The sequence below is a fragment of the Novosphingobium sp. SG919 genome (assembly GCF_012932495.1).
Classification (GTDB): Bacteria; Pseudomonadota; Alphaproteobacteria; order Sphingomonadales; family Sphingomonadaceae; genus Novosphingobium; species Novosphingobium rhizosphaerae.
Window position 1 is genome coordinate 1 of record NZ_JABCNG010000012.1, and the last position, 25,567, is coordinate 25,567.

Annotated in this window: 19 protein-coding genes, 2 tRNA genes and 2 pseudogenes; 10 read left to right on the top strand and 13 right to left on the bottom strand. The window is 64.1% G+C overall.

Annotation, left to right across the window (positions count from 1 at the left end):
- The 3 genes and pseudogenes from FHT19_RS23760 to FHT19_RS23770 form a co-directional block, all read left to right on the top strand.
- Nucleotides 1-301, top strand: a pseudogene (locus FHT19_RS23760) (cation transporter); the annotation flags it as partial.
- A 591-nt stretch (nucleotides 302-892) separates the two neighbouring features.
- Nucleotides 893-1,495 carry an integrase arm-type DNA-binding domain-containing protein gene (locus FHT19_RS23765; RefSeq protein ID WP_169477066.1) on the top strand — a complete coding sequence of 201 codons (603 nt, stop codon included), beginning with the start codon at nucleotides 893-895 and terminating at the stop codon, nucleotides 1,493-1,495.
- A 112-nt stretch (nucleotides 1,496-1,607) separates the two neighbouring features.
- The gene (locus tag FHT19_RS23770; RefSeq protein ID WP_169477067.1) at nucleotides 1,608-1,802 is read left to right on the top strand and encodes a hypothetical protein; all 195 of its coding nucleotides are present in this window, start codon (nucleotides 1,608-1,610) and stop codon (nucleotides 1,800-1,802) included.
- 221 nt (nucleotides 1,803-2,023) lie between these two features.
- Here FHT19_RS23770 and FHT19_RS23775 read toward each other — a convergent pair whose 3' ends face one another.
- Both FHT19_RS23775 and FHT19_RS23780 read right to left on the bottom strand, forming a co-directional pair.
- Nucleotides 2,024-4,258 (bottom strand): EAL domain-containing protein, encoded by a 2,235-nt coding sequence (locus FHT19_RS23775; protein ID WP_169477068.1) that lies wholly within the window; start codon nucleotides 4,256-4,258, stop codon nucleotides 2,024-2,026.
- Between the two features lie 460 nt (nucleotides 4,259-4,718).
- The gene (locus FHT19_RS23780; RefSeq protein ID WP_168558029.1) at nucleotides 4,719-7,718 is read right to left on the bottom strand and encodes a TonB-dependent receptor; all 3,000 of its coding nucleotides are present in this window, start codon (nucleotides 7,716-7,718) and stop codon (nucleotides 4,719-4,721) included.
- Nucleotides 7,719-8,037: 319 nt separating this feature from the next.
- Here FHT19_RS23780 and FHT19_RS23785 point away from each other — a divergent pair, with 319 nt between their 5' ends.
- A complete protein-coding gene (locus tag FHT19_RS23785; protein ID WP_169477084.1) occupies nucleotides 8,038-8,532 on the top strand; it encodes a gluconokinase in 495 nt (164 codons plus the stop codon).
- A gap of 48 nt (nucleotides 8,533-8,580) precedes the next feature.
- On the opposite strand, the gene FHT19_RS23790 is transcribed toward FHT19_RS23785, so the two are convergent.
- The 3 genes from FHT19_RS23790 to FHT19_RS23800 all read right to left on the bottom strand — a co-directional run bounded on the left by FHT19_RS23790 (nucleotide 8,581) and on the right by FHT19_RS23800 (nucleotide 13,756).
- Nucleotides 8,581-11,607: a glycosyl hydrolase family 28-related protein gene (locus FHT19_RS23790; RefSeq protein WP_169477069.1), complete on the bottom strand. Its 3,027-nt coding sequence runs from the start codon at nucleotides 11,605-11,607 to the stop codon at nucleotides 8,581-8,583.
- 113 nt (nucleotides 11,608-11,720) lie between these two features.
- Entirely contained in the window at nucleotides 11,721-12,398 is a 678-nt protein-coding gene (locus tag FHT19_RS23795) for an FCD domain-containing protein (protein ID WP_168558031.1), read from the bottom strand.
- 14 nt (nucleotides 12,399-12,412) lie between these two features.
- On the bottom strand, nucleotides 12,413-13,756 hold the full coding sequence (locus FHT19_RS23800) for a gluconate:H+ symporter (RefSeq protein WP_169477070.1): 1,344 nt from the start codon (nucleotides 13,754-13,756) through the stop codon (nucleotides 12,413-12,415).
- 336 nt (nucleotides 13,757-14,092) lie between these two features.
- Here FHT19_RS23800 and FHT19_RS23805 point away from each other — a divergent pair, with 336 nt between their 5' ends.
- Nucleotides 14,093-14,302, top strand: a complete 210-nt coding sequence (locus FHT19_RS23805; RefSeq protein WP_210425824.1) for a LuxR C-terminal-related transcriptional regulator — start codon at nucleotides 14,093-14,095, stop codon at nucleotides 14,300-14,302.
- Nucleotides 14,303-14,913: 611 nt separating this feature from the next.
- Here FHT19_RS23805 and FHT19_RS23810 read toward each other — a convergent pair.
- Nucleotides 14,914-14,987, bottom strand: a tRNA-Gln gene (locus tag FHT19_RS23810).
- Between the two features lie 545 nt (nucleotides 14,988-15,532).
- Between FHT19_RS23810 and FHT19_RS23815 the strand changes: the two genes are divergently transcribed.
- The 4 genes from FHT19_RS23815 (at nucleotide 15,533) to FHT19_RS23830 (ending at nucleotide 18,979) form a co-directional block, all read left to right on the top strand.
- On the top strand, nucleotides 15,533-16,657 hold the full coding sequence (locus tag FHT19_RS23815) for a Ppx/GppA phosphatase family protein (protein WP_168558039.1): 1,125 nt from the start codon (nucleotides 15,533-15,535) through the stop codon (nucleotides 16,655-16,657).
- A 19-nt stretch (nucleotides 16,658-16,676) separates the two neighbouring features.
- Nucleotides 16,677-17,393 (top strand): RlmE family RNA methyltransferase, encoded by a 717-nt coding sequence (locus tag FHT19_RS23820; RefSeq protein WP_168558034.1) that lies wholly within the window; start codon nucleotides 16,677-16,679, stop codon nucleotides 17,391-17,393.
- A 98-nt stretch (nucleotides 17,394-17,491) separates the two neighbouring features.
- Nucleotides 17,492-17,565 (top strand) — tRNA-Cys (locus FHT19_RS23825).
- 163 nt (nucleotides 17,566-17,728) lie between these two features.
- A complete protein-coding gene (locus tag FHT19_RS23830; RefSeq protein ID WP_169477071.1) occupies nucleotides 17,729-18,979 on the top strand; it encodes an integrase arm-type DNA-binding domain-containing protein in 1,251 nt (416 codons plus the stop codon).
- Between the two features lie 220 nt (nucleotides 18,980-19,199).
- Here FHT19_RS23830 and FHT19_RS23835 read toward each other — a convergent pair whose 3' ends face one another.
- From FHT19_RS23835 to FHT19_RS23855, 5 genes are read right to left on the bottom strand one after another with little or no spacing between them, the layout of a single operon-like run.
- Nucleotides 19,200-19,952, bottom strand: a complete 753-nt coding sequence (locus tag FHT19_RS23835; RefSeq protein WP_169477072.1) for a DJ-1/PfpI family protein — start codon at nucleotides 19,950-19,952, stop codon at nucleotides 19,200-19,202.
- A 46-nt stretch (nucleotides 19,953-19,998) separates the two neighbouring features.
- On the bottom strand, nucleotides 19,999-20,757 hold the full coding sequence (locus FHT19_RS23840) for an MBL fold metallo-hydrolase (RefSeq protein ID WP_169477073.1): 759 nt from the start codon (nucleotides 20,755-20,757) through the stop codon (nucleotides 19,999-20,001).
- Nucleotides 20,758-20,811: 54 nt separating this feature from the next.
- A complete protein-coding gene (locus FHT19_RS23845; RefSeq protein ID WP_169477074.1) occupies nucleotides 20,812-21,600 on the bottom strand; it encodes an alpha/beta hydrolase in 789 nt (262 codons plus the stop codon).
- Nucleotides 21,601-21,622: 22 nt separating this feature from the next.
- On the bottom strand, nucleotides 21,623-22,300 hold the full coding sequence (locus FHT19_RS23850; protein WP_169477075.1) for an alpha/beta hydrolase: 678 nt from the start codon (nucleotides 22,298-22,300) through the stop codon (nucleotides 21,623-21,625).
- A gap of 42 nt (nucleotides 22,301-22,342) precedes the next feature.
- Nucleotides 22,343-23,053 carry an HD domain-containing protein gene (locus tag FHT19_RS23855; RefSeq protein WP_248290635.1) on the bottom strand — a complete coding sequence of 237 codons (711 nt, stop codon included), beginning with the start codon at nucleotides 23,051-23,053 and terminating at the stop codon, nucleotides 22,343-22,345.
- A 204-nt stretch (nucleotides 23,054-23,257) separates the two neighbouring features.
- On the opposite strand from FHT19_RS23855, the gene FHT19_RS23860 reads away from it, so the two are divergent.
- Nucleotides 23,258-24,223, top strand: coding sequence for a GlxA family transcriptional regulator (locus FHT19_RS23860; protein ID WP_169477076.1), 966 nt, complete (start codon nucleotides 23,258-23,260; stop codon nucleotides 24,221-24,223).
- Between the two features lie 122 nt (nucleotides 24,224-24,345).
- Here the strand turns inward: FHT19_RS23860 and FHT19_RS23865 are convergent.
- A pseudogene (locus FHT19_RS23865) lies at nucleotides 24,346-24,978 on the bottom strand (tyrosine-type recombinase/integrase).
- The gene (locus tag FHT19_RS23870; protein ID WP_169477077.1) at nucleotides 24,965-25,249 is read right to left on the bottom strand and encodes a hypothetical protein; all 285 of its coding nucleotides are present in this window, start codon (nucleotides 25,247-25,249) and stop codon (nucleotides 24,965-24,967) included. Before FHT19_RS23870 ends, FHT19_RS23865 begins: the two are co-directional and overlap by 14 nt.
- Nucleotides 25,250-25,567: the final 318 nt, after the last annotated feature.

A 25,567-nucleotide genomic window follows, 5' to 3' on the forward strand; every position in this document is an offset into this window, starting at 1 on the left:
TCCAGTCATGGGCATCGTGGGTGGTCTGGTCATTGCGCGGTGGGCCTGGACACTGATGCAGGATACCGCAGCAGTGTTGTTGGACCGCACGCACGGCGGCATAGCTTCCGCTGTTCGCGCAAAGATGAACGCCGCGGGCGATGTTCAACTGACCGACCTTCACGTTTGGCGCATCGGCCCTGACGCGCACGCGGCGATTATAAGTGTGCGCACGCTGGGTGCGCCACTTGCTACTCCAGTCTTGCGGGATCGCCTCAACGGCATCGAGTCTTTGCGACACGTGACCATCGAGCAGCACTGACACGTCGGGCCATGGACCTGCTTCGGTCTGCAACGCGATGCCGCGCGTTGCATGCGCGCCGGGTGTTCAAAGCAATGACCAGTTGGCCGCTGCGGCGCTGCGGGCGACGGGAATAATTGTGAAGGCGTACAGATCGCGCCCACAGTAGTGGCTTAATTAGCTGGGCAAGTCGCCAGCCCTGCCATCTATGATGCTATGGCAGGGCTGGCTCGAAGGAGCACAGCCCGTTGTGGACCTACGTACCCGCCGTGCGCCGCTACGGAGCCAAAATTACGTTCCTCACGTAAGACACGTTCACGTGCTAACCCGTTCGCGGGCCTTTGCGCGCGATGGGAACAGCTGCACTGGCTGCGTAGCAAAATGCAGGGTCCGGAGAACGGGGGACTAGACGGGGGACTGAATTTTCCCATTTGAAAAATAGTCTTTTAAAATAAATGGGTTGAACGCTTGTTCGAGTCTTCTCGACCGTGCGAGCACCCCTCGCAGGGCTGCTCACAAAATCGCCAAATGGCTGAAAACAGCCATTTCTTGCCTCACCGCAACCCATCGTGTATCCTCCCACTGCACGCAAAACGGGGGGCAGACGGGGGATTGAAACCACCCCTTTTTTCCCCGCTGAGGAAAGGATCGGTAAAGCAGCACATCCTCTCGCACGTCGCCGCGCGCAATGCGCCACCCGGCCACTATGGTGACGGTGCGGGCCTGTGGCTGCACAAGCTTGAACGGGCCAGGGGCAAGTGGGTGCTGCGCTACTTCCTCAAGGGCCGCCGCTGCGAAATGGGACTTGGGCCTTGGCCCGATGTTTCCATGGCCGATGCCAGAGCCGCCGCGGCCCGCGCCACCTTGAGCGCCGGGCAGTGCCCGATCGAAACCTGCTGCCAGCAGAACCGGGTGATCGCGCGCCTGACGGTCGCCCAGGCGATCGCCAGCTGTTTCGAAGCGCGCAAGGCCCAGCTCAAAGGCGCTGGCGCGGCCGGGCGCTGGCTGTCCCCGCTCACCGTCCATGTCATTCCCAAGATCGGAGATCGCGCGATCGAGGACATCGACCAGCACGCCCTGCGCGACTTGCTGGCGCCGATCTGGCATACCAAGCCTGAAGCGGCGGCCAAGGCGTCTGACCTTTACCCACGCTGCCGCGCTCGGGCTCGCCGTCGATCTCCAGGCCTGTCTCAAGGCATGCGCTCTGCTGGGTAAGCAGTGCCACGAGACCGAACACATTCCCGCCCTGCCTTATGCCGAGGCGCCCAAGTTCTATCAGTGGTTGGGCACGCTCGCCACGACAGCCGCACGGGCGTTGCGCTTCCTGATGCTGACCCTTGCCCGCACCAGCGAAGTGCGGCTTGCCACCAGCGATGAAATCGAGGGTGAGGTCTGGAGTCTGTCGGCCAAGCGCACCAAGACCAACGAGAGCCGCCGCATTCCCTTGGTGGCGGAGGCGCAGGCCCTGGCGGCTGGCCCTGACCAGCACATGGGCCGGCGCCGCCCGGCAACAGAATGCTAAAATCCGCAACATGCTGTTGAATACCGCTGGTTATCCTGCGCTGTGCGGCAGCCCCTTTTCCAGCTGGCCGTAATTCCGAGATTATCGCCTGCTCTTCGTCCGGCAGTCTAATCCGTCAGCCAAACGCCGCTTGGCATCAACCGACGAATCTTCAATCAACCTTTGCCAACGAAACTGAGGCGGCGACATGGCGCGGCGGGCAGGGTGGGAGATCTGGCGAGTTACCCGGCTATGCGCGGGCGAGCCGCTTCGCTCTGCGCTGACCAATGCGCGGCAAACGCGACAAAAACTTTTGAATGCAGTGGATAGCTGAACAGGTAGCCCTGCATGAGGTCGCCACCGATGTTTTGCAGCTTGATGGCCTGCGAGGCGGTCTCCACCCCTTCCACGATACAGGCCAGCCCAAGCGAATGGCACAAGGTGACGACCGCATCGATGATCGATATGCTGTAGCGGTTGTCAAAATTAAGGGCAAAGCTGCGATCAAGCTTTACCTTGTCAAGCGGCAGGCGGTGGAGATTGCTCAGGCTGGAATAGCCAGTGCCAAAATCGTCCAGCGCAACCTGTATGCCGATCGCGCGAAACCGCTGGAGGGCCGTGATCGCCACGTCAAGGTTGCGCATCATCGCCGTCTCAGTCACCTCGATACACAGGCGGTGCGGATCGACAGACGATTTGCGGACCATGGCGAGCATCGCATCGACCGTGTCGACGCAATGTAGATCGCAGGCCGATACGTTGATCGAGAGTGTCTTTTCAGGTGGCAGAACCTCCAGCAGCTCTAGCGCGTGACGCATGGCCTTTCGCGTCACCACATGGATCAGAGTGCTGCGTTCGGCTATTTCGATAAAGCGCTGCGGCTCGACCGCGCCGAGGCGCGCGCTCGTCCAGCGCGCCAAGAGTTCGCCGCCCACCACGGCGCCCGATTTCATCGAAACAATCGGCTGCACGTCGAAATGCAATTCGTTTTCGAATTCGCTTGCGTGCAATTCGGCTTCAATAACGTGATCGTCCAGCAGCCGGTGTTCCAGCTCAAGGTTGAATTGAACGGCCCGTCCGGGCTTTTCCCGCTTGGCATGGTAGAGCGCATGGTCTGCACGCTTGGCAAGATCGACCGGTCCGAGCTCGGGGTCGACGAAAGTACCAAGCCCGATCGACACCCCCACGCTGATCTGGCGATCGCAAATGCGCATTGGCGCGGCGACGACCGCGCATATCCGCTCCGCGAGCTCCAGCGCGGCTTTCCCATCCAGCCGCGCGATCATCGCGAACTCGTCCCCGCCCACGCGATAGAGCCTGGCGCTGGCCCCCGCCGTATCGTGAAGCAAGCGGGCTACCTCTACCAGCACGCGGTCTCCTACCAGGTGCCCGAACGTATCGTTGATCGGTTTGAAGCGATCGAGATCGATCAACCCTACGGTCAGGGCATGGAGATTGGCCGGGATCGCCGCGCTTTCCAGATCGGCATGGAAACGCCGCCGGTTGTATAGCCCGGTGAGCTCGTCGCTGTCGGCCAGCAGCCGCGCCTCGCGCTCCTGTCGGCCAGCTTCGATGGCGCTGAGCGACTGGACCGTGAGTTCATGATTGAGACTGTGAATGCGGCGCGCGATAATGGCGGCGACAGCCAGAAACAGCACAATGCACAAGATGATCACCGGTAGCAATTCGCGAACGGCCAAAGACCCGGGAGCAAGGCGCTTCCAGGCAATCGTGCCGATCACCGCGCCCGACCAATCCCGCACCTGCGTCGAGGCTTCGTCCGGTGCGAGGGTGTCATCTGGCGACCAGCGGAGCTGCCGCAACCCAAAGCCTTTGCCCCATTCGTCCAGCAATTTGGCATCGAGCAGGCGTATATCGACAAAGATGCGATACGTGGATCGGTCGAGGGTTGCCGGGCCGTGTTCTCGCACGATCGGCGAAAACGCGATCAACGCCGGGGTCTTGCCGGCCTTGCCGATCAGCACCGTCGCATCGCCGCGCTTCCTGACGGCGGCCTCGTTCGGCGGAACGCGGGCAAGCAAGGCCTGGAGCGTGTCGGGCCCGATCAGATCGGCCAGAGGAGGCTCGTGCCCCGTGGGAAGATGCGCGAACAACGTGTGCCCGCTAGCATCGATCACATATCCCAAGCCGATCGGCGTGCCCCATTGCGACACGATCCAGGGATCGTCCATGGTGCCATAGGCATGGGCATAGGCATCATTCCAGTGGGCATTGATGAATGTTTCGTTGCTGATGCGCGAACGTTCGCGGTCGATGGCCCCGGAAATCGAGATCGCGGCCAGTTGATCGGCATGCTCGTCGGCATTACGGACAAGGACATTGACGATCAGCACCGAGGTCAACACGGAAAGGCATATTAGCACGGTAAGCAACGTCGCATTGGACGTGCTGCCGGCCCGCGATACGCGCAACGCAATGCGGTATATCTTCCCGAGCGCGGCGTAAAAAATTGCCATCGAGAGAAGCTGCTCGAAACATATTAAAGTGGGGTGAATCTTCACCTCGACCGGCGCGGTGTGGATCGGTATTTGCCGCGCGGACGTTAGGGGCTGTCGCTTACCTCGCACAACATGGGATTACGCATCCATTCACGGATCGCGGATGCACGCCAGCCTGTGCAGCGCGGGCCGGTCGAACCGTTGGGGGGGCAAAGTGGCCGAATCCGTGCGCGCGGAGACTTTTACGAACCAGCTTTCATGGTCGGACGCGGTTCGCCGACATCAATTCAGATCGCGCCATCGGAGCCAAAGCCCAGATGCACTTAGGGCCGCGCCCTGTCAGATGCGCCGCCTAGCATGGCCAGAGTATCGGCTATATCGCGTTCCTGCTCGGCGGGAATGGATAGGCCTGTGGCAACACCGGGCAAAAAGGACCGCCGGTCCCTGGGAGCGGGACCGGCGGTGAGGGAGGGGCTGGTCAGAAGCTGGCGCGCACGCCGATACGATACATCCGCCCGATGACATCGTAGAGCAGCGGGTTCACGTCGATCCCGGTGTTGGTCTGCGGCGATCCGGCAGGATCGTGGTTGAACAGGTTGTCCACTTTGGCATAGGCGGTGATCGCCTTGGTCACGTTGTAGGTGGCGCCCACGTCGAAATAGAACGCACCGGGCATGCGGTTGTTGTCGATCGTAGGGTGGAGCGTCGCCTGTTGCGCGGTCTGCACCGGGCAATTGGTCTGGCATTCGATGTATTCGTTGCTGATCTTGCCCGCGCTGAACCAGCGCTGGGTGAAGGTCAGGCTGAACGTATCGGTATCCCAACTTTCCGTGGCGAGCACTTTCCACTTGGGCGTGGCCCCGGCGTTGACGCCGGCCCCCTGGGTGGGAATAGTGTTGGGCAGGCCGATATCAGTGATGTAGTTGCGCACATTGGTGGCCAGCGCGCGCAAGGTCAGGTTGCCGGGCAGCTCGAGGCTGTCGAGCCGGAACTGGTAGCTGGCCTCGATATCGAAACCGTCGGTGAAGATCGATGCGAGGTTGAACGCCTGCACGTTGACATAGGGCGTGGCGGCATTGAGATCGAAGGCGCTGCACAGTTGCGTCACCCCGCCATAGCAGTAGTTCACTTCCTGCTGCGCGCTGAGCGAAGACACTACGCCTTTCACCTTGATGCGATAGTAATCGACCGAGAGGTTGAGCCCCGGCGCCCAGCCGGGGCGTGACAGTACGATGCCAGCCTCGGTGTTGCGCGCGATTTCCGGCTTGAGCGCCGTGTTGCCGATCGTGTTCTGCTGCACCGTGACGGGCTGGTTGTTGTTGAACGGGTTGGTCAGCCCCGGCACGGTGACCGTGATCGGCGCGGCATAGAGCTCGCTGAGATTGGGCGCCCGCACGTCGCGCGAGGTCACCGCGCGCAGGCGGATGCCGTCCACCGGCGTCTGCCAGGTGCCGCCGACCTTCCAGGTGTAGACCGTGCCCGAGGTGCTGTAATGCGTGGCGCGGCCCGCCAGGTTGAGATTGGCTTTGCCCGCGCCGGGCGTATCGACCAGCGGCAAGTTCGCTTCAAGGAAGCCTTCGTAGACCGAATACTTGCCGCTGCCATCGTGATAGTTGCCCGCGTACCAGTTGTTGCCGGCGGTGTTTAGCAGCGGATCGGCCGGATAATCGGCGGTGTTGGGATTGCTGGCGGTGACCCCGTTGCCATAGGGATCGCCTTTCACGCGGTAGAATTCGTGGCGCCACTCCCCGCCGAATGCCAGCGAAACCGGGCCGGCCCAGGTGGAAAAGGGCTGGTTGTTGAACGCGATGCTGGCCACGTCCTGGGTCTGGCGGGTATGCTGGTGCGGGCCGTGGGCCGGGGTGATATAGGCCAGCGTCGCCGCGCTGGGGGTGGCGCCGCCGATGATGTTGAGCGGCACGCAGCCGCTGGCGCGGGCGGCCGCATCGGCGCAGGCGATGGTGCCGTCATCCAGGCGCACCGCCTGAATCGCCGCGTTGTAGCGGGCGTTGAGCGTGATGTTGCTGACGGTGATGTCGGTGATGTTTTCGCCATGCTCGACATAGGCGTCATAGTGCAGGTCGCTGCCCAGGAACGGAATCTTGCCCTTGGCCCCGGCGACGAAGCGGTACTGCTGGCGCACCGGATTGACGTTGATGAACTTGGGCAGCACCGCGTTGCTGACGCCATACTTGAAGCTGGTGATGCCGTTGGCCGCGCACAGATCCTGGATCGAGGTGGGCACGAACGGGTTGGAGCACTGCAGGGTGAGGGAATTCGCCTTGGCCGCGCCCGGATTGGGCGTGTTGTTGGAAGTGACGCGCGCCACGTTGACCGTGGCATAGACCTCGTTGTCGGGATCGATATCGAAGCCGATGCGGCCATAGCCATTGGTGCGGGTGATTTCCGATTGCAAGCTGGTGCCATTGCCAACGTTGCCGGAAAGATCGCCGCCCACGCAGAAGCCGTTGTTGCAGCCGGTTACGGTGCCCGCGGCGTTCTTGTCCGGCACGCCATTGGAGCCGTAGACGAAGATGAACGGCTTGCCGCTCTGGTCGAAGGCAATCCCTTGGAGCGGGCCGGCGGTGATCAGGCCATACTTTGTGTATTGATAGGCTTGGGCATGCTTGCTGTTGCGGTATTGCGGCGTGCCATCGGTGTGCAGCCCGGTGTTGATGAGCGTTTCGGTCTCGTACCAGTCGCGCCCGTTGGGGCCGGGGCCTTCGCCGAAACCATAGGCGGGGATGCCATTCTCATGGCTGTATTCGCCGCTGACCACCACGTGCAGACGGCCATCCATGAAGGATTTCCCGGCTGCGGCCTGGAACGTGTAGTTGTAATCGTCACCATAAGTCGTGATGCCGTTTTGCGCGTTGGCCTTGAACCCTTCGAAGTGGGTGTTGGTGACAAAGTTGACCACGCCGCCCACCGCGTCCGAACCATAGGACGCCGAGGCGCCACCGGTGACTACGTCCACCCGCTCGACCAGCAACTGCGGGAACAGGCTGATATCGGGCACGCCGGTGACATTGGCGCCGACCACGCGCTGCCCGTCGAGCAAGGTGAGCGTGCGAATCGGCCCAAGGCCGCGCAGGCTGAACGAGCTAAGCCCCTGGGTGCCGCTGGACGTGCTGTTGGTGCCATACGTCGCACCGGTGCTGCCCTGGAGCGAGGGCAACTGGGCGATCGTGGTAAAGATGTTGGGCTGCGCGCTCTTGGCGATCACTGCCGCGCTGAGCACCTGGGTGGGGGTGGGCGCGCTGAAGCCGCTGGAGGTGATGCGCGAGCCGGTGACGACGATCTCCCCGGTGCTGGGCGCGGGCGCCGGTGCCGGGGCAGGGGTTTCGGGCAAAGCGGCCGGCGCGGCCTCTTGCGCCAGCACCGGGCAGGCCCAGGCCAGCGCCAGGAGTGCGCTGCCTTTGGCAAGGGCGGTGCGCAGTGGCCTGCTGGTCGACTGGGCAATGGGCGTGGTGGTCATCGAAATCTCCCCCATGGATAGTCCCTTGGCCGGTGGCACTGCCCCAGCCTGGCTTGGTACCGCTAACAATCTTGTGCGTGGTCCTGGCGCTGGCAGCCGGGTTTCCTCGTGGTGAGGGCATAGGGCCGCGCAGCGCCTGGCGCAGCCGCGACCATGGTCCTAATTGGGCGGGCGCCGCCGACGCGGCTAAGGACGCTGTTGACATGGCTGTCATGCAACCCGGGCGGCGCGCGCCGTGCGGAGACGGCAAAGCAGGAAGGACAGGAACGTGTCGGGCAAGATTGCAAGCCGCAGCGTGGCGCCGCTGGCCATCGTGGTGATGGGCGTGAGCGGCAGCGGCAAATCGACACTGGGCGCGGCGCTGGCGGCGCGGCTGGGCTGCCCATTCCTGGAAGGCGATGGATTCCATTCGGCGGCGAACGTCGCCAAGATGCGCGAGGGTATCGCCCTGACCGATGCGGACCGCTGGCCCTGGCTCGATCACCTGGGCGCAGCGATGGGCCAGGCGGTGCGGCAAGGCGGCGTGGTGGTTGCGGCCTGTTCCGCGCTCAAGCGCGCCTATCGCGAGCGGCTGGCTGCCGCGACAGCCGAGCCGATCGCCTTTGCCCTGCTCGATGCGCCCTTGGCGGAGTTGGCCCGGCGCATGGGCAACAGGCCAGGGCACTACATGCCGCCGAGCCTGCTCGATAGCCAGTTGGACACGCTGGAGCGACCCGGTGCGGATGAGCCGGCGCTTACTCTCGATTCCACGCAGGGCCAGGATCGGCTTGCCGACGCGATCCTGGCCTGGATCGCCCAGCGCCTCGCGGCTTAGTTGCTACGCGCATTGTAGCGTTGCAGCTCGCTTGCGGGTTCAGTTCTCTCAGGGACGCGCGGCAAAGAGGGCGTGGTGGGTGAGGATATAGAGCGTGCGCCCGTCCTTGCCGCCGAACAGCAATTGCAGGGGGCGTTCGGGCACGTCGATCCGGTCGATCGGGCGGCCTGCTGCGTCGTAGACGAAGACTTGGCCATTGGCGATGTAGACGCGTCCGTCTGGCCCTGATGCCACACTTTCCCCGCCGCGATCGGCAAAGGGTTGCAGGTCTGTCACCGCGCCGCCCGCGCCGAGGCGGGCGGAATAGGTCCGGTCTTCTGACTCGTTGCTCAGGAATACCCGCGCGTCGGGCCTGGCGGTAACCAGGCCATAGGCATCGAGCGTATCGGAAAAGCGCCAGCCGAGATGGTCGGCCGGGCCTTGTTGGAACACGCGATAGGCGGGGATGGCAAGGCTGCCGTCGAGCGAGACATATTCCTGCGCCTTTGGCAGCGCCACATCGCGGGCGAACATCTCTGCCAGGGTGGTGAAGCGGTAGGTCGCCGGATCGAGCTGGCTGCGAAACTCACCGTTGACCCAGAGGTTGCCGGGCAGGGCGGTGAGCCGGTCGGGGGCCGGTGTCATGGCGGCGGCGGTGGGCGGGATCACCGTCAGCGCCTGCGCTGATGTGCCGGGTTTGAACGCATAGACTGTGCCGTTGCGGCCGAGCGCGGAGAGCACGATCAGGTTGCCCGCCCGGTCCATCGCCAGGTTGACCGGATCGAGCGGGGAATCGCGTTCGGTGGTCAGCCCTTCGGTCTCGCTCCAGCCGTGAATGCGCTGCTGGAAATGATCGATGAAATAGAGCTTGCCCTGCGCATCGACCACGCCGCCGCTGGCGGAGAAGAAGCCGTCGGCGAGTTTGGTCACCGGCACCTTCGTCGCCGCTGGCACAACGGGATTGGCGGGTACGTCGAGCACGGCAAATTCGCGCTCGCGCACTTCCAGGCCGTGCGTCACGTCGAGCAGCGCGTTTTCGAATGGAAACTTGCTGGCGCGCAGGAACGTGGCGCAGCCGTTTTCATCGCAGGTGGCAAAGCCGCTTTCGGCGTTCACGTGCACGTTGCGCAGGCGAATATCGCCCGAACGCTCGATCCGCACGGCGGCCCGCGCCGGCTGGCGCGAACGGGTGACGCGATAGGCGTGGAGGTTGGCGATCAGGATATTGCGGGATTCGCGGATGTCGAACGAGACCGCGTCCGGGCTCTCGCCGGCTTCCTCCTCGGTCTGTGGCGCCAGGAATTCCCAGTTGGCCACGCGGGTGAGGCCAAATTCGGTGCGGACATGGTGCTCGGTCGAAATCTGGTAGACATGGCCGGGCGTCTGCGTGTCGGACACGATCATGCCGGCCTGGGCATAAGTGTTCGGAGTCCAAATATTGGCGAAGGTGCCGCCACCGCCCGCATTGACCCACAAGCTGGGATATTGGCCGCCCCAGCGCCGGCGCGGGTCCTTGTCGGCGGTGTGGGTGTCGTTGTAGGGATCGAAGCGGGTGCCGTCGGCCGCCAGAGTGCCGTGGCCGCCCTGGAATTTTACGTCTTCCACCAGCGAATTGGTGCCCGATTGCCATAATAGCGCGGTGGCGCGCGGGTTGATGCCGCCGGTGAACAGGCCCAGGCCGGTGACGATGGCGTTCCCCCCGGCTGGCGCCAGGACCAGCGCGCGCGGGGCGCCCACGCCCTGGAACGCGGGCGTGCCATCGGGCAGCACGATCTGGGTGAGATCGGGGTGGAGCCCGATCAGCACGCTATCGGGCCGCAGGGCCAGCGTATCGGTGACGAGGTAGCGGCCGATCGGGAAATAGAGCACGCGGTGCGTGGCGATCGCGCGTTGCAGGGCGGCGGTGTCGTCGGTCCGGCCATCGCCGCTGACCCCCAGTGTGCGCACGTTGGACCATTGCGCCGGCGCGGGCAGGGGGCGGATCGCGGGGACACCGGGCCGGGGCAGGGCGGCAAGCGCGGCTTGGTCCATGCGCGTTTCATACGTGCCGGGCAGGCCCAGGCCGGGCAGGGTGAGACCGTGGCTGAAGCTCTTCACCCGGTATATCGGCGCGGCGCCGGCCACGGTCTTGCCGCTTTCGCGAAAGCGGGCGAAGACCGGGGTGCGGCTGGCCACGGCATTGTCGAAGCCGATCTGGGTATAGGCGTTGCCGGCGTTGGCGATGAGCACACCAGCCTGGCTGACGTTTTCAAAGCGCACGTTCTTGCCCCACAGCCAGTCGCCATAGCCCTCGTCGATGGCGATCCCCACCGGCACATTGCGCAGCGCCACGTTGACCAGGGTGAGGCCTGCCTCGTGCTCGCGAATGGCGGCCTCGCGCTGGCCATCGAACGTGGCGTCGAGCAGCGTGAACGGCCAGGCGGGAGAGGTCTTTTCGCTCAGGATGCCATAGCGGCCGCCGTGGAAATGCACGTCCTGCGCCATGTTGCCCACCTGGTAGGCACCGGCCAGGCCCGAACCGACCTGAAAATCCATGTGCCGCAGATAGGCATGCTGCGCGGCGTGGAAGCGCACGCCCACCGCCGCCGGATTACCCGCGCCGATGGCAATGTCGATATTGGCCATGGCCGAATAGAACGCATCGGAATTGGCATCGGCGATGGCCGGATTGAACGGCACCGCGTCGGGCGGAGGAAACGGCACTTTGCCGTCTCCGGCCGTGGGGCTTCCCTTTGGTCCGCGTCCGGTGAAGATCACCATGGTCGCCAAGCCCTGCTGGAAGCCCGGCGTGGCATCGCCCAGCATCAGCACGGGCCGGGTCTTGCCCGTGCCGATCAGGCGCAGGCCTGGCCAGAGGAACAGCGAGCGGCTGATGCGATAGCGCCCGCTGGGCAGGAACACCACGCCCTCGCCCCGCGCCCCGGCCTGGTCCAGCGCCTGCTGGATCGCGGCGGTATCGTCGGCCTTGCCATCGCCCTGCGCGTGCACGGTGATCGCCTGGGCATCGCCGGGCGCCTGGTCGAACACCGATGGCCCTTTGGCCTGCGCCACGGTTGGGGCGAGCGCGATGGTCGCCAGAATGCTTGATCCGATCATCCAGGCCTGCCGTGGCATTGCGTTCGTCTCCTCACCCGATCCGGCCGGGATAGCCGCTGCCGTCCGCCTGGGCAGGCGCGACCATGGTCTTAACTTTTCGGGATTTCCTGCGCTCAGGGCATCAGCCGCTTGCGCCCTTGCCACAGGTGCCAGCGCATCGCGAGCGCGGCGGCATCGCCATCCTGGGCGCGGATGGCGTCGACGACCAGTTCGTGCTCCTCGATCATGGCGTTGATCGCGGCGGGCGGGCGGGAGCGCGAGATATCCACCCCGGCACGCAGAATGCGGTCGATTTCGTCGTGCATGTGATCGAAGCTGGAGACGAAGATCGGGTTGGCCGTCGCTTCGAAAATGGCGCGGTGCAGTTCCATGTCTTCCACGTGAGCCGGGCCGCTCGCTTGCAAGGCGGTGCGTAGTGAGTCCATCGCGCGCTCGATCACCAGCATCTGCTCGGCCGAGCGGCGCTGCGCGGCGAGGCGTGCGGCTTCGGCTTCGAGCACCAGGCGCACTTCATAGCTGCCCATGGTGGCGGCAAGGTTCTGCATCGGCAGGTGGCTGCCCAGCCGTTCGGACGGGCGCCGCTTGACGAACGAGCCGGCGCCGCGCCGCGCCTCGGTAAACCCGTCGGAAGCCAGGCGGACCAGTGCCTCGCGCACCACGGTGCGCGACATGCCGAACATTTCCGCCAGGCGCGTTTCGGAGGGCAGGCGATCGCCGATCTGGAGATCGTCGGTGTTGATCAGTTCGACGATCCCGGCATAGGCGCGATCGGCCAGGCGTTCCTCGTGCATGGTCCTCCCCTTCTTCAGACGAGCCAGCCGGCGGCCAGCACCAGCACCAGGCCCACCACCGAAATCAGCGTTTCCAGCACCGACCAGGTGCGGAACGTATCGGGCGTGCTGGTGCCGAGATAGCTGCGCACCAGCCAGAACCCCGGATCGTTGACGTGGGAGAAGAACACCGAGCCTGCGCCAATGGCAAGCACGGTCAATTCCGGCGAGGCTCCGGTGGCGGCGACCACCCCGGGCATGATGCCGGCGGCGGTGATCGTGGCCACCGTGGCTGATCCGGTGGCAAGGCGAATGCACACCGCCACGGCCCAGGCCATGGGCAGTGCGGGAATGCCGCCGTGGGCGGCGAGATGGGCCAGGAAATCGGCAAGGCCTGCCGAGACCAGCACTTGCTTGAGCGCGCCGCCCGCGCCGATCGCCAGGATGATCGCACCGGCCGGGGCCATCGCTTCCTTCCAGATTGCGCCCTGGATCGCCGGGGCGCTGAAACCCCGGCCGAACAGCAGCGGCAGCGCGACGAGGTTGGCGAGAACCAGCGCGAGCACCGGATTGCTGGCCAAGCCGAGCCAGACGAGATGCGGGGCCAGAGCGGGCGGCGCCACGGCGGCAACCTGCCCTGCCGCGATCAGCGCCACCGGCAGCAGCACGCAGAGCAGCGCACGGCCCACGCCGGGCGCGGCGACCAGCGGCGCGGCGGGCGTCATCACCGGGGCATCGGGCCGCACCCGGCGTGCGATCCACAGCGCGAACAGCGGGCCAGAGACGATCGCCGTGGGCACGCCGATCAGCAGGCCATAGAGCATGGTGCGCGGCAGGCTGGCATGCAGCGCGTCCACCGCCAGCAGCGGGCCGGGATGGGGCGGCACCAGGGCGTGCAACGTGGACAGGCCGGCCAGCGCCGGCAGCAGCAGGCGCAGCCGCGTGGTGCCGGCATCGTCCGTGCCGGTCATTGCCGCAGCCGCCGCTGCCGCGATCGGCAGCAGCAGCACCACCCCGGTTTCAAAGAACAGCGGCAGGCCGATCAGCAGCGCCACCGCCATGCTCAGCCACGGGGCCAAGACTGGCGGCCCATGGCGCAGCGCGCTGCGCGCCAGTGCGCCCGCCCCGTCGGACAATTGCAGCATGGCGCCAAGCGACAATCCCAGCGCGACGACCAGACCGGTGCCGCCGAGCACATCGCCTGCGCCCTTCTGCACGGCCTTGGCGGTTTCGGCCATGGGCATGCCGACCGCGATGCCCACGGCAAAGGCGCCGCTGAGCAGGGCGAGGAAGGGATGGAACCGCCCGCGCACGATCAGGGCGATGGCTAAGCCAATGCCGAGAAGGGCGGCCAGGACCAGGCGCAGATCCTCGCTCATTGCGCTACCGCCGCCCGTGTCGAGGTACTTTGCCCGCGCGTTCCTTGCCCCGATCCGTGATGGCCCATCCTGCTCTCCTCTCGCGCCACGGCGCTGGCTGCCTGTGATTGTTCTCCGAAAGTTGTATAACAGATATGCGTTAATTTCAGCATTAAATCGTGTATTGACGGAATAACTCCGGCATAATATCAAAAAGCTGTCTAACCGATCTTGGACTTCGCAATGCTGGTCCGAGCATGGCAGACGCGCGGCAGATGCCGCAACGGTAGGCGATAGGGAGAGACAACGGTGAGCGACTTTGCCCCTACCAGTGGCCCGGACCAGCCGGCACAGCGCCTGTCAGAGGCGCCTGCCGTCCGCCTGACCCCCACCCAGTTCAAAGTGATGCAGGGCGTGCGCTCCGGCCAGCTCAACAAACAGATCGCCTATGACCTGGGCATCGCGGAAAAAACCGTGAAGGCCCATATGACCGCCCTGATGCGCAAGCTCAACGTGCGCAACCGCACCCAGGTGGCGATCGCCGCCCAGTCGATTCTGGCCCGGTAAGTTTTCGGCAAATAGATTTTTAGGGGCCGCAGCAGCAAGGGGGCGTTTGCGGGAGAAGGCGAAGTCGTCCACGGCGGATCTCATCGATGCCGATGCCGGCAAGCCGAGACCGGCATGGGCGGCGCTTCGCTGGCTTCCAGCACACTGCCTGAACAGCGCAAAACAGCATCAGCATCGCATAGCCGGGCCGGGATGCGTCGCCCCGCTGGGATGCGATTCGAATTTTGCAGGCCGGTCATGCCGATACATCGGAATCAGAACTGCTAGGCGGCATGGTCCATATCGCCACCGCCAGATACTGGCTCAAATTTGTCCACGCCGCCTAGCGCTGCATTGAAGTAGTGTCGGACGCGGCTAGGACAGGAACCGCAAGGGCGGGAAGGCATATGGGCTGCGATTTGCGCTGTGCTCAATATCGCCTGTATCTCGATAGTCGAGGAGATCATAAGGTACAGCGTGGGCGACGCCCATTCGCATCCTGTGGCCTGGAATGGCCTTCAACTTTGTTTCAAGATCAGCCGCACTGCTCACGCATTGTGGGGTAGAATGTGGGGGCAGAAAACGGACAAATCAGCCAAATTGCTGAAAAATCGTAAAATTTCTGAAGATCCTGGATGCCCCGCGAGGATTCGAACCTCGATTGACGGAGTCAGAGTCCGTAGTCTTACCTTTAGACGACGGGGCATCGGGAGGCGCCCCTCTAGGCGGGCCATTTCAGAGCGTCAACCCACTTTTTCACCGCCACGAGCCGGCTGCCAGAGCGGCTTCCGGGGCGAACCTTGCCGGGCGGGCGCCATGACGCTACGGTGACGATCAAGTACCCGACCGGCACCGATGCGGGCGGGAAAACATAAGCGAATTTGCATCATGGCGGAATCCACTCCGCCGGCCAGGGGACGAGGGCCGCGATCCGGCGGACGGAAGAGGCAGCGAGGGCCGCGCAAGGCCGCGCCCGTGCCCGATGCCGCCGGTCAGTCGCCCACCGTCACACCGGCCGGCCATAGCGCGGCGCAAGGCGCCGTACCGGCAAAGTCCAAAAGCAAGGCCCGTGGGCGGGGCCGCGCCCGTGTTGCCGCGCGCAAGGGCAACCGCAAGGCGATCGGCAACGGCGCTGCCCCAGTTGCTGCGCAGACCGCACCGGCGCCCCTGGGCGTGGACATTGCCGCGCCAGACGCGCTTGCCCCCGATCTCTTGCCCGAGGCGGAAGCGAATGCTGCGGCGCCGCATGTGATGGTGCCACAGTTGGCGCCGGAATCGGTGTTTGCGCCGCAGCCGGGGTCCGCACTGGGCGGTGCAGGCGCGCGCGCCTGGCACAAGCCGGTGCCGTTTCATCGCCAGGCCTATGCCGCGATCGACCTTGGCACCAACAATTGCCGCCTGTTGATCGCTCGCCCTGCAGGTGGCCATTTCGTGGTGATCGATGCCTTCAGCCGGGTGGTGCGGCTGGGCGAGGGGCTGGCACAATCCGGCCGCCTTTCCGATGCGGCGATGGATCGTGCGCTTGCCGCGCTGCATGTCTGCGCCGAAAAGCTCAAGAAGCGCAATGTACATCTGGCGCGTTCGGTGGCGACCGAGGCCTGCCGCCGCGCCAGCAACGGTGCCGAATTCATCGAACGGGTTCATCGCGAGACCGGCATCCGGCTCAACATCATCACCGCGCAGGAAGAAGCCCGGCTGGCCGTGCTCGGCTGTCATATCCTGCTCGAACATGGCGATGGCCCGGCGATGATCTTCGACATCGGCGGCGGATCGACCGAAATGGTCCTGGTCGATCCGGCCGATCCGGTGCCGCGCATCCTGGATTGGCAAAGCGTGCCCTGGGGCGTGGTCTCGCTGACCGAGGGCGTGGGGCCGATTGCCGACAACCCCGCCGCGCGCGCCGCCGCCTATGCCGAGATGCGCGCGCGCGTGGCCGAGGGCTTTGCCCCGTTCATCGAACGCATCGCGCCCACTCGTGCCCAGGCCCTCGCCGATGGCGCCATTCGCCTGCTGGGCACCAGCGGCACGGTGACCACGCTGGCCAGCCTGCACCTCGGGCTGCCGCAATATGACCGGCGCGCGGTCGATGGGCTGATCGTGCCCACCCAATCGATGCGCGCCATCAGCCAGAAGCTGGCCCACCTGTCCCCGGCCGAGCGGATCGCCGTGCCTTGCATCGGGCGCGAACGCTCGGACCTGGTGGTGGCCGGCTGCGCGATTCTGGAAACCATCTTCGACATCTGGCCAGCCGACCGGCTGGGTATTGCCGATCGCGGCATCCGCGAAGGCATCCTGCGCTCCCTCATGGCGACCGGCGGCGATGCCGTGCGCAGCCGCGAGGCCTTGCGCCAACTGAATAGCGGAGCAAATCTATGAGCCGTTCCGGAGTCATCCTATGAGCCGTTCCGGCAAGGACCCGCACGAGCGCCTGAAAACTGCCAAGAAGCGCACCGCGTCTTCGGCCCGGTGGCTCTCGCGCCAGATCAACGATCCTTATGTGAAGCAGGCCAAGGCCGACGGCTGGCGCAGCCGCGCCGCGTTCAAGCTGATCGAACTGGACGAGCGCTTCGCCCTGCTCAAGGGGCGGCAGCGCGTGGTCGACCTTGGCATTGCGCCTGGCGGATGGAGCCAGGTGGTGCGCAAGAAGGCGCCGCAGGCCCGTGTCGTGGGGATCGATCTTTTGCCCACCGAACCGATCGAGGGCGTGACCATCTTCGAGATGGACTTCATGGCCGACGAAGCCCCGGCCGCGCTCGAAGGCGCGCTCGACGGGCCGCCCGACCTCGTGCTGTCCGACATGGCCGCCAACACCGTGGGCCACAAGCAGACCGACCACTTGCGCACCATGGGGCTGGTGGAGACGGCGGTGGACTTTGCCATCCATACCCTGGCGCCGGGCGGGGCATTCGTCGCCAAGGTCTTTGCCGGGGGTACCGACGGCGATCTGCTGACAATCCTCAAGCGCAACTTTTCCAGCGTGAAGCATGCCAAGCCGCCGGCCAGCCGCAAGGATTCCTCGGAGTGGTACGTGATCGCGCAAGGTTTCAAGGGCCGGGCGGAAACACCCCAAGACCAAGGTCTTGGCGAAGCAGACGTGCACGGCCGGGGATAATCCCGGCCTGGGCCAAAGAATCCCGTTGCGATGCGCGCCGCTCTCAGCTAACCGCCCCTCTCCCACCCGTGGCCCTTGTTAGGGGCCGCGCGAAGAGAGGCCCGATGGCGGAGTGGTGACGCACCGGACTGCAAATCCGTTTACGCCGGTTCGATTCCGGCTCGGGCCTCCATCGCAGCCTCCCAGAGCGTCTGAAGACGTCCTGTAAGCGGCTGTTTTTCAGCACTTTTATCTGCTATTATGGCTCCGTCAGTCGAGGGCCGTTTCATCCAATCTCACCCGTATGATGGACGAGTTGATGGTAGGCCCCGATATCAGGATGGGGACATACCATCATGTCGAGCGAAAAACGGCAGAAATCCGGGCTTACGGCGGCATGGGTGTCGCGTGCGAAGCCCAAGGATAAACCTTACAAGCTAAGCGATCGCGACGGCCTCTATCTGCTGGTTGAACCAAGCGGTGGCCGCGTCTGGCGCATGAATTACCGCATTCATGGCAGACAGAGAACCATAACTTTCGGTCGCTGGCCCGAACTGCTGCTCGGAGAGGCCCGGGAGCGACTGCTAGATGCGCGCCGGCTGCTTGCCAAGGGGATTGACCCCGTCGAACACGCCAAGCTCGAAAAGATCGCCAGATCGCTGGCGGCTACGCATACTTTCGAGGCGGTGGCCAAGGAATGGCTCGACAAGATAGTCGCCGAAGGCGCCGCGCCGATGACCGTGAAGAAAGCGCGTTGGCTCCTGGCGAAGCTTTACCCGGCGATTGGAAGGCGCCCGATCGGTGAAATCTCGGCGCATGAATTGCTGCTAGCACTCAAGAAGATCGAAGCCACGAAGCGTTACGACACCGCCAATCGAGCACGGACAGCATCCAGCCAGGTTTTCAGATATGCCATAGCGACCGCGCGGACCGAGCGCGATATCGCCTCGGATCTACGCGGTGCGCTGATCACGCCCAAGACCGCCCATCGGGCCGCAATCACGACGCCTGTTGAAGCGGGTGCGCTGCTACGCACCATCGACGACTATGACGGGCACCCCCTGACCCGAACGGCGTTGCGGATGCTTGCGCATGTCTTCGTTCGACCCGGCGAATTACGCTGGGCGGAGTGGTCCGAATTCGACCTCGAAAAGCGCGTGTGGACCATCCCAGGGCACAAGATGAAGATGCGCCGCCCTCATGCTGTGCCGCTCACCAGGCAGGTGCTGGCGATACTGGCGGAGATTGAACACGACTCCGCTTACAGCCCGTTTCTGTTCCCCTCCTTGCGCGCCGTTGATCGGCCCATGTCCGATAACACAATCAACGCAGCGCTCCGGCGGCTGGGGTATGGCAAGGAGGAAATGACCGGTCATGGGTTCCGCGCCTTGGCAGCCACGCTGCTCAACGAAATGGGCTGCTGGAATCCGGACGCCATCGAGCGTCAGCTTGCCCACGCTGATGGAAACTCTATTCGCCGGGCCTATGCACGGGGCCAATATTGGGAGGAACGGGTGCGTATGATGCAGCACTGGTCCGATCATCTCGATCAACTGCGCGACGGCGCGAAAATCCTGCGCCCGAAATTTGGGCACAGCGGATCGTAGAGCGTGGGCTGGCAGATTGGCAGCTAGAGGCGGCCGTTGTCGACCAGTTCAAGCCATTACCCATCGGCGGGGTGAACGACCGCTCCTGAAAAGAGCAGTCGTCCGCAGATGATGAGGCTGTCGGGTTGAGGCCGCCGGCGTCGGCAGGATCGAATGTCTCCGACGCCGGTCGTGCCGGGGTCACAGACATTCCACCATCGATGACGTCTCTGACGTCCCGTTAGACAGACATTGCTTCGAAACTGTCGATTGAGCCCTTGCGGTAATCGGCGACGAGAGGTTCCATGATGGCTTCGAACTGCGCGACCAGGGCCGGATCGGCATTGGCCGGAATGCCCATGCCGTAAATGGGGTGCGGATCGTATTCGATGATGACTTCGGCCAACTGAGCCGCGGTCCGGCCGAACGCCGCCTCGACAACCAGGAACGCCGCTTCGAAGCTGCCGACGCCGGGGCCGGCAGTGAAGAGGTTGCCGTCGATGGTCACGCCGTTGCCGGCCGGGATTACCTCGCGGACCCCCAACTTATCAAGGATCGGCAGGGCGTTATGACTGGCCGTGACATTGCGCCCCTTGAGCACGCCCGCCGCGCCCAGCACCAGCACTCCATTGCAAATGCCAATCACGTAACCCGCCGATTTTGCCTTGTCCGCGACAAAGGCAATCACCTCGGGATCGTTCTGGACCTCAGGGGCCAGCATCGGGATGGCCAGGACATCGAGTGTCTGAGGACAGTCCGCGAAGGTCGTCGTCGGCTTTGTCCACCAGTTGGGAAAACCCTCGACCAGATCCTGCGTCTTCCAGAGCAGATGGATTTCGACCCCCGGCATCAGGCCAAGCACGGTCTGCACGCCCACCATGTCCATCGGCACAAATCCCGGACCGATGATGATGCCGACATGGAAGGGCGGCGCGCCTTCTGGAGCAGTGACGGCGCGCAAGTGGTTGAGCGAGGGAAGATCAGTTGGTTTCATGGAATATATCCTTAGCCTGGCCGGTTTCGTCCGGCGGGTTGGTGGTTCAATGTGCATGGTGGCATTGGCCCGAAGCACAGGGATCGCCCCCCAGCCTGGCCAAGGCGCGGGCGTGGCGCATGACTTCGGGAACCTCCAGCGGCCCACCGTGGCCCATGTGGAAGCGCTTGCCGCCGCTCTCGACCATGCGGATCAGCTCGCGCGATACGGTGGCGGGATCGTCCTCGAACGGGGGGCGAATCGCGCGCGCCTTGCGCATCATGCCGCCGATCAGGATGCCCGAAGCGATCAGGTCGCCGACCATCATATCGTCCGATGCCAGCTCCACTGCGATCGAGCCGGGTGTATGGCCGCCGGTGTGCCGCACGATGCCATCGACCCCGAAGTCGAGGAGATTGAACGTGTCGCCGTTGGTCATCATGATATCGGGCACGAAGCCGTCGTAAGGTTCATGTGGAACCGGCGTTTTCAGGAACAGCTTGCCGACCCAGCTTGTCGTGCAATAGGTCATCGGTTCCTTGCGGCTGTAGAAATCCGCATCGTCCTGATGGGCCAGAATGGGCGCGCCAGACAGGCGGCGCAGGGCGGCCGCGCTGCCGGCATGATCGGTGTGGGCGTGCGTCACGACGATCAGCTTGATGTCGGGGAATGACAATCCATGCTGTGCCAGAGCCTTGCCGATCTTGCGTTCCGACCCCGGAATGCCCGCGTCGATCAGGATACAGCCTGCCTCGCTGCGGATGAGATGGGCGTTGACCATGCCGAATGGCAGGATAGGGATGGTGATGATCTGAGTGTCAAACATGGGAAGTTCCTTGTACGGGCGGTGACGCCGCGCTGTGGCTGCGGACGAACGCGCTTAGTGTTGCTGTGACAGGGGCACCGCGAATTTCTGGATGAGAGCCGCCAGATCGGCGGGTGCCTCCAGCGGCGAGAGGTGGCCGATCCCCGGCAGCGTATACAGTGTCGCCTGCGGGATGCGCGGCATCAGTTCCTGCTGCAGCACGGCGGGCGGATCGACCCGGTCCTTCTCGCCCGAGATGACGAGGGTGGGGACGCGGATAAGGGCCACCTGCGCGGTGATGTCTTCCTGACTGGCGGCAAGCGGCCAGGCTGCCTTGGCTGCGGTCGATCCTTGCAGGCTGTCGCTGACCACTGTTTCCAGATCGTCGGGGTTCAGCGGGGTAGATGTCAGCACCTGCTCGACCGTGGTCACAATGCTGGTGCGACTGTCATAGGCGCCCACCATGTCTTGCCTGACGTCAAGCGGCATGTTGAGCGGGGAAGGCGGCGAAGGTGCAACCAAAACCAGCCCCGCCAACCCTGCCGGACGGCGCGATGCCAGCAATTGCGCGACCTTGCCCCCCATTGAGTGGCCGACCAGAACATACCGATCGAGGGCGAGGCTCTCGATCAGCCCTTGGGCGTCATCGGCCAGATCGGCCAGCGTGTAGCCCGCAAGGGGTTTGTCCGACTGGCCCCAGCCGCGCTGGTCGAGCGCGATGGTGCGAAAGGCAGGCGCCAAGGCCTGCGTAACATGTCGCCATGTCCGCGATGAACCGCCCCAGTAATGGAGGAAGACCAGCGCCGGCGCGCCTGTCCCGAGATCCTCGACATGGAGCTTGATGGTGTTCGATGCAGTGCTCATGAGATGGCTCCCGGGACAGGTGTCAGGCGGCGGCCTGAAGGATGAAGTCGGCAACGACACCGGGCTGTGAGAGCATTGGCACATGGCTGGATGCGACACGGGCAATGGTGGCGTTCATCCGCGTGGCCATCTTTTCCTGCTCATCGCTCAGGATCGCCTGATCTTCCTGACCGATCAGAAAGAAAGTCGGACGTGTGCGCCATGCCGCCTGCGTCAGCGTGCCGCCCAGCGCAGCGCCGTTGATCGGCCCTTGCGTGGCATAGACTATGGCCTGCTCGGCCTCTGGCAAATCCTGCGCGAACAGGGTGGAGACGCCCGCCGGGGTCAGCTTGAGAAATCCTTGCGCATCGGGGCGCATTTCGCCGCCAAGGGGGGCGTCTGCGAAGCCGGCGAACAGCGATCCGGCCGATTCACCGGCATCGGGGGCAAAGGCGTCGATGTAGACGAGGCGCGCCACCTTGGGATCGTTGCCTGCCTGACCGATCACGGCGCCGGCATAGCTGTGCCCGACCAGCACCACATCGCCATTGGCCAAGTCGATCGCGCGGGTTACAGCCGCCACATCGTCGTCAAAGCCAGTCAGCGGCAGTTGCACGGCGGTCACCGTCATTTCCTTGGCCGCGAGCAGCGGAATGACCTTGGCCCAGCTGGAGCCGTCAGCCCATGCGCCGTGAACGAGAATTGCGTTGGAAATGGTCATTGTTGTTCTCCTGAAATGTGCGTGATGATGTTGGGGGAAGGGTCAGCCGTGCCAGCGCGAACAGCGGATGACCGAGCAGAAGTTGCCGCGATGGAAATGCGGCTCTTTGTCGGCGATCACATCGGCCTTCACATTGCCGAAGGTGGTGTCGGGCTTGTGCTTGATGCCGTCGTAGAAGGCCTGGATGATGTCTTCCTTGAAGGCCGGCGTGCGGGGGAAGGCGGCGACCATCGCGTCGCGCACCGCATCGGGATACTGGTTGTAAGTCAGGCCCAGCACGTCCATCTCGACGCCCGCTGTGGTCAGCGCGATGACGGGATGCATGAATTCGGGAACGCCGGGCGTGGTGTGCAGCGCGATGCCGGTCCACACCTTTTCGATGTCGGCGGGGTCAAGGTTGTAGCTTTGCAGGAAGTCGCGCGCGGCGTTGGCGCCATCAACCTCGAAACGCAGATGGTCGCTGCTGTGCGAGGGCATCAGGCCCACGTCGTGGAACATCGTTGCCGCATAGAGCAGCTCGGGGTTGAAGGTCAGGCCGCGCTGCTGCCCTGCTATGGCGCCAAAGAAAAACACGCGCGAGGAGTGGTTGAAGAGCAGTTCGGTTTCAGTATCGCGGACGAATTCGGCGATGGCGCGGGCCAGCGCGCTGTCGGGGATCGTGATACCGTTGAAGGGTGAGGCGGTCATAGGGTCTTCTCCTTGGATGGCGGACACACTTCGCCAACCCCGTAAACGGGCCTGGCCGACGATCATTGCCGCAGTGGGAAAGACGTTCGGGTTGGCTCTTGAACGCGCCTTGCGCCTTGCCCCTTCTCAATCGCAGGAATGCGGTTTGGCAGCAATGACGGTGAACCGGTAGAAACTGCCAACCGTGCGTGATAAGCTGCCTGGGGCTGGCTATCACCGTTCCAGGCGTCCGAAGGAGTTCGGTGATTCCGCGCAAGGATCAGGAATCTGATGGCAAAGAAAGTCGTTGTTCTCGTCATTTATGAGGGCGTCCAGGCGCTCGACGTCGCCGGGCCACTCGACGTCTTTGCCGTGGCCAATCGTTTCCTACCGGAAGAGGATCGCTACGAATGCCTGCTGGTCGCGGGCGACACGACGCCGGTGCGCTGCTCGAACGGCATGTGGATGGTCGCCGACCTCAGCTTCGCGCAGGCCGAGGGCCTTTTTGATACGGTTCTGGTTGCTGGAGGACCGGACCTGCCCGACAGCGCCGCCGACGAAGCGATGTCGGCTTGGCTACGCGCGTGGGCCGTCCAGGCCCGGCGATATGGTTCAATCTGCACCGGGGCCTTTGCGCTGGGTCACGCGGGGCTGCTCGACGGGCGGACGGTCACAACACACTGGCTTTGCTCAGCCCAACTCGCCACCCTTTTTCCAAAGGCTCGGGTTGAGCACGATCGTATCCACGCCCGCGACGATCGCCTTGTGACATCGGCAGGAGTCACCGCAGGCATCGACCTTAGCCTTGCTCTGGTGGGAGAAGACCATGGTCCGGCGATCTCGCTTGCCTGCGCCAAGGCGTTGGTGGTGGTGGCGCAGCGCCAGGGCGGGCAGTCCCAGTTCAGCCCGCTGCTGGTATCGACCAGTGACCCGCAGACGCCGCTCGGCAAGGTGCAAGCCTATGTCATGGACCACGTGCGGGAAGCCTTTCCCGTTGAGCGCCTCGCCGAATTGGCTGGGGTCAGCTCACGCAGCATCGCGCGGTTGTTCGTTCGCGAACTGGATGTGACCCCGCATGAATTTGTCGAGGGCGTGCGTCTCAATCAGGCTCGCAGCTTGCTCGAATCTACGGACCTGGCACTCAAGGCTGTCGCCTTCGACTGCGGCTTCGCCAGTCCGGACCAGATGCGTAGCGCCTTTCAGCGGCGGCTCAATGTTACGCCGCAGCAATATCGAGCAAGTTTCAAGAACATGTGAGGAATGGACGGAAGATCGATGTCGGGCTCTGACGGAAACGGTCGTTGGCACCATGAATTATGAACGGCCGCAAGGTCTCAAGCGCGTGAAGTGGCCCTCGTCGGAGGCGAGGAGCCATCGGGTCAGATTTCGGTGTTCTCGGCAAGGGCCAGCGCGTCCTCCACGTCGATCCCGAGATAGCGCACCGTGTTCTCGATCTTGCTATGACCGAGAAGGATCTGGACGGCGCGCAGGTTGCCAGTTGCCCTGTAGATGATCGACGCCTTGGTTCGGCGAAGCGAGTGCGTGCCATACTCGCTTCGCATCAGACCGACCCCTGTCACCCATTCATCGACAAGCCGGGCATACTGGCGGGTGCTGAGGTGCCCATTACGATCAACCCGACTTGGAAAGACATAGTCGTCTACCGTGCCGCCACGGCGTTCAAGCCATGCAAGCAGGCTGGCCCGGGCGTCAGGGAGCAGTTCGAATTGAACCGGCCGACCGGTTTTCTGCTGCATCACGATGGCACGCGTTCGAATCTGTCCGCCGGTGACAATGTCGCCGATTTTTATCTGCACGAGGTCGCAGCCGCGTAGCTTGCTGTCGATCGCCAGATCGAAAAGGGCTCGATCCCGCAAGCGGCGGCGCTAATTGAGGTAGAAACGGATCTCCCATATTTGCTTCGGCTTCAGCGCCCGTTTCGCACCGACAGTGCGCCCCGCATTCCAGACCTGACGCTTGGGGGACGAGAGTGTGTTTTCAGGCATTTCCATATTCATTCTCCAACGGCCAGAATTGGCCACCTGAAGAACGGCTGCTGGTGCAGATGGAAATGCCGGGTGCCCCAGTTGCAGTCTTTGTCGAAGCCGTCTTCGGCACCTCGAGAATGGCCGGTTTCAGCGTAAACGGTCGTTCCCAGCAGCCGTAGCGATCGGCAGGAAAGTCCCAGACCCTGGCATTCTGCTTGGCAGAACGCGACGGTAGAATGTTTACCTGCACGCGCCAGCGGGCATCATCGACCTGATCCAACGTCGGGTTAAGCATCCATTCGCTGGTGGTGGATTCGCGCGAGCCTGCGCAGCGCGTAGCGAGCCGGCTCTGTCGTCTCGTTGGCAGAGCCGGTTCGATCGCTGACGCTTGGCCCGGCCTATCTGGCCGGTCCGGTCGGTCCGCCTTTGGCTACCTTCCAATTGTCGCCGCGCTTTGGGTGCGCGGCGGCGTTTGCCTCGGCTCCAGGGTGACGGGGGGCGTCACGGCCCTGTAGCCCCGCCGCGACGGGCTGCAACCCGGCCCGCTGCGCGGCTCCGGGTGCTCCACGCTGTTGCGCCCTTCGGTGCACGCCGCCGCTGTTGACGGGGCTCT